Genomic DNA, 4,869 nt, shown 5'->3' with positions numbered 1-4,869 from the left:
TGCCGACCATGGCGATCAGGCCGGTCTGCGCCAGCATGGTTTCGGTAAACTTGTCCATGCGGGTGGCCGTGGTCGGGCCGGCTGGGCCGACGACTTCGCCCTGAACAGGGTCAACTGGCCCGACATAATAGATAACGCGATTGGTGAAATCGACGGGCAGCGTCTGCCCAAGTGCCAGCATGTCGGTCATGCGCTTGTGCGCCGCATCGCGCCCGGTCAGCATCTTGCCACTCAGCAGCAGCCGATCACCGGGTTGCCACGACGCAACGATGTCGGGCGTCAGCGTATCGAGATCAACCGGGATCGCCGCTCTGTCCGGGGTCCAGTTCACCTGCGGCCATTGCGCAAGGTTTGGCGCCTCCAGATAGGCCGGGCCAGACCCATCGAGCACGAAATGCGCGTGGCGGGTGGCGGCGCAATTGGGGATCATGGCGATGGGCTTGGACGCGGCATGGGTGGGCGTGTCGAAGATTTTCACGTCCAATATGGTCGAAAGCCCGCCCAGGCCCTGCGCGCCGATGCCCAGATCATTGACCGCATCGAACAGTTCGATTCGCAGGGCCTCGATCTCGGTCTGCGCCCCGCGCGCCTTCAGTTCGGCCATGTCGATGGGTTCCATCAACGATTCCTTGGCCAGCAGCATGGCCTTTTCCGCCGTGCCGCCGATGCCGATGCCGAGCATGCCGGGCGGGCACCAGCCAGCGCCCATCAGGGGCACGGTGTTCACCACCCAGTCACGGATCGAATCGCTGGGGTTCAGCATCGCGAACTTTGACTTGTTTTCCGATCCGCCGCCCTTGGCCGCGACCGTGATTTCGACGGTGTCGCCCGCCACCAGCTGGACATGGACAACCGCAGGCGTGTTGTCGCGGGTATTGACGCGCGAAAACGCCGGGTCGGCCACGATCGATGCCCGCAACCGATTTTCCGGGTTCAGATAGGCGCGGCGCACGCCCTCGTTTATCATTTCTTCCAATGTTCTCGTGGCTTGCCAACGGACGTTCATACCGACTTTCACGAAGGCAACGACGATTCCGGTGTCCTGGCAGATCGGGCGATGCCCTTCCGCGCACATGCGGCTATTTGTCAGAATCTGGGCGATGGCGTCCTTGGCGGCCGGTGATTCCTCGGCGTCCCAGGCACGGCCAAGCGCCCGGATGTAATCCATGGGATGAAAATAGCTGATGTATTGCAACGCATCGGCAACCGATTCGATGACATCTGCTTCGCGGATCAGGGCCATGGACGCCTTCTTGTATCTTGCATGTGAAAGCGCATTGCATAGCGGCGGCGCCATGTTCGGTCCACCGCTGCCGGGCGCCTCGATCACCACATTCCGACGTGCACAAATCCGTCATGCAGGCAAGCTGCGAAACCGTTCCATTCTAACGGGAGGTAAAGAAAAGTTGCTTGCGGGTTTTTGCAACTGTGGCACTATCCATAGTGTTGGTTCTGGCTCGCCACACAAGTGGTGGTGCCCGAATAGCGGGGAAGACAGGCGTTGCAGGCAATGGGCAGAGCAATGGCTTGTGGATATCGGGGATAACGCCTGCGTGCGGCAATTGCGTGCGTGACCCTGATTTGTTCTTCTCCTACACTGATCAGGAGCAGAGACGTTGAGCGAGTTTCGGAACATGACGAACGAAGATACGGGCCACGGCGCCCTTTTTGGGACCGCGCCTGACGTGATCGTCCCCGATGCGACCGCGCCCGAAGTCGGCGTGTCGGCTGGCGCGCCTGATGTCGCCAGCATGATCGCCGGCGCGCTGCAATCTGCGGCGGACGCAGCGGCGGCTGCCGGCCCGCGCCGCAGCAGCAACGAAATCATGCCGTGGAAATTCCCGATCACCGTCGACCGGTCGCGCGATGCGCTGCTCACCGAATTCGGCAAGGACACACTCGACGATCGTTATCTGCTGCCCGGCGAATCCTATCAGGATCTGTTCGCGCGCGTCGCGGCGGCCTATTCCGATGACGCGCCCCACGCCCAGCGCATTTATGATTACATCAGTCAATTGTGGTTCATGCCGGCCACGCCCGTGCTGTCCAACGGCGGCACCGGGCGCGGCCTGCCGATCTCCTGCTATCTGAACTCGGTCAGCGACAGTCTCGAAGGCATCGTCGGCACCTGGAACGAGAATGTCTGGCTGGCATCGCGCGGCGGCGGCATCGGCACCTATTGGGGCCGGGTGCGCGGTATCGGCGAGCCTGTGGGCCTCAATGGCAAGACCAGCGGCATCATTCCGTTCGTGCGCGTCATGGATTCGCTCACGCTCGCGATTTCGCAGGGCTCGCTGCGCCGTGGTTCGGCGGCCTGTTATCTCGACGTCTCGCACCCCGAGATCGAGGAATTCCTCGAAATCCGCAAGCCGTCGGGCGATTTCAACCGCAAGGCGCTGAACCTGCACCACGGCGTGCTGATCACCGATGCCTTCATGGAGGCCGTGCGCGACGGCGCACCGTTCGACCTCGTCAGCCCCAAGACCGGCGAGCGACGCGCCACTGTCGATGCGCGTTCGCTGTTCACCAAGCTGGTGGAAACCCGCCTGGCCACCGGCGAGCCGTACATCATCTTCATCGACCAGGTGAACCGCACGATGCCCAAGCATCAGCGCGATCTCGGCCTCAAGGTCTCCACATCCAACCTGTGCTCGGAAATCACCCTGCCCACGGGTCCGGACCATCTCGGCAACGACCGCACCGCCGTGTGCTGCCTGTCGTCGCTAAACATCGAAACCTGGGACCAGTGGCATGACCAGCCGCTGTTCATCGAGGATTGCATGCGCTTCCTCGACAATGTGCTGCAGGATTACATCGACCGCTCCGAACCCGAAATGAAGCGCGCGGCCTATGCCGCGATGCGCGAACGCTCGGTCGGCCTGGGCGTCATGGGCCTGCACAGCTTTTACCAGGCACGCGGGCTGCCGTTCGAAAGCGCCATGGCCAAAAGCTGGAACATGAAGATCTTCAAGCACATCCGTGCCCAGGTCGATCAGGCGTCGATGAATTTGGCCGTCGAGCGCGGGCCGTGCCCCGACGCTGCCGAAATGGGCGTGATGGAGCGGTTTTCCTGCAAGATGGCGATCGCGCCCACCGCCAGCATCAGCATCATCGCAGGCGGCACCAGCGCGTGCGTCGAACCGATCCCGGCCAATGTCTACACCCACAAGACGCTGTCGGGCAGCTTTGTGGTGCGCAATCCGTATCTGGAAAAGCTGCTGATTGCGAAATCCAAGAACAGCGACGCGGTGTGGAATTCCATGCTCGAACGCGGCGGTTCCGTGCAGCATCTGGAGTTTCTGACGCCCGATGAAAAGGCGACGTATCGCACCGCGTTCGAAATCGACCAGCGCTGGCTGCTCGAACTGGCCGGTGACCGCACGCCGTACATCGACCAGGCGCAGTCGCTCAACCTGTTCATCCCGGCCGATGTGGAAAAATGGGATCTGCTCATGCTCCATTACCGTGCTTGGGAACTGGGCATCAAATCGCTGTATTATTTGCGTTCCAAAAGCATCCAGCGCGCCGGTTTCGCCGGCGGCGTCGAGGCCGACAACACGGCTTTGGCACCTGTGATGGAGATGGAAATGAAGGATTATGACGAATGCCTGGCGTGTCAGTAGCCAAGCCGGCCGTGAGCAGCGCGCAGCGCAGCGAGCGGACTCGGCGCAGCGCTCGGCCGGCGAGTGGCGCCATGCCGGCGGCACGGAGGGCACCCACGAAAGTATTACTTTCGTGGAACCCGCTCCGCCGGGCCAAAGGCATGGTGACAGCCCGTTCGACGCCACGCATGTACCACATCACCAACTCCACCCCCTCCTCCCCAGCGCCGGCTGGGGCGGCGCAATCGGTCCGGGCAACCGGGCCGATCGGTGAGGGGGCCGCGGCAATGACTTCCACGACTTCTTGCCTCGGCCCCCTCCCAACTGCCATTCTCGCTTAGACACAGGACCCGCCCCATGCCGCTTCTTCAATCCTCCAAGTCGTACAAGCCATTCGAATATCCCTGGGCCTATGATTTCTGGAAACGCCAGCAGCAGATCCACTGGATGCCCGAAGAGGTGCCGCTGGGTGAGGATTGCCGTGACTGGGCGCAAAAGCTGACCGATCACGAACGCAATCTGCTGACGCAGATCTTCCGCTTCTTCACCCAGGCCGATGTCGAGGTGCAGGACTGCTATCACGAAAAATATGGCCGGGTGTTCAAGCCCACCGAAATCAAGATGATGCTGGCGGCGTTCAGCAACATGGAGACGGTGCACATCGCGGCATATTCACACCTGCTCGACACCATCGGCATGCCCGAAAGCGAATACAGTGCCTTCCTCAACTACCAGGAAATGCGCGAGAAACACGACTATCTGTCCAATTTCAACGTCGATACCGACACCGATATCGCGCGCACGCTGGCGATGTTCGGCGGTTTCACCGAGGGTCTGCAACTGTTCGCCAGCTTCGCCATGTTGATGAACTTCCCGCGCTTCAACAAGATGAAGGGTATGGGCCAGATCGTCACCTGGAGCGTGCGCGATGAATCGCTGCACTGCGAAGGCATCATCAAGCTGTTCCACGCCTTCTGCGCCGAAACCGGCGTGCTGACCCACAAGCTGCGCGACGACATCGCCGACATCTGCCAGCGCACCGTGCGCATGGAGGACAATTTCGTCGATCTCGCCTTCGAAATGGGCCCGGTCAACGGCATGACCGCATCGGACATCAAGAAGTACGTCCGCTTCACCGCCGACTGGCGCATGAAACAGCTGGGCATGAAGCCGATCTACATGATCGAGGAACACCCGCTGCCGTGGCTCACGCCGCTGCTGAACGGTGTCGAACACGCCAACTTCTTCGAAGCCCGGTCGACCGAAT

The 4,869-nt window shown here is 61.5% G+C and carries 3 protein-coding genes; 2 read left to right on the top strand and 1 reads right to left on the bottom strand.

Annotation, left to right across the window (positions count from 1 at the left end):
* On the bottom strand, positions 1-1,243 hold a 1,243-nt coding region (locus tag RMQ73_RS00950), incomplete at its 3' end, for a fumarate hydratase (protein WP_310496088.1).
* Between the two features lie 508 nt (positions 1,244-1,751).
* On the opposite strand from RMQ73_RS00950, the gene RMQ73_RS00945 reads away from it, so the two are divergent.
* Positions 1,752-3,623: a ribonucleoside-diphosphate reductase subunit alpha gene (locus RMQ73_RS00945; RefSeq protein WP_310496089.1), complete on the top strand. Its 1,872-nt coding sequence runs from the start codon at positions 1,752-1,754 to the stop codon at positions 3,621-3,623.
* A 336-nt stretch (positions 3,624-3,959) separates the two neighbouring features.
* A partial coding sequence (locus tag RMQ73_RS00940; protein WP_310496086.1) for a ribonucleotide-diphosphate reductase subunit beta occupies positions 3,960-4,869 on the top strand: 910 nt, incomplete at its 3' end.

The sequence above is a fragment of the Sandarakinorhabdus sp. genome (genome assembly GCF_031430775.1).
Lineage (GTDB): Bacteria > Pseudomonadota > Alphaproteobacteria > Sphingomonadales > Sphingomonadaceae > Sandarakinorhabdus.
The sequence above is the reverse complement of the archived record's forward strand: the minus strand, read 5'-3'. Positions and strand labels throughout refer to the sequence as shown.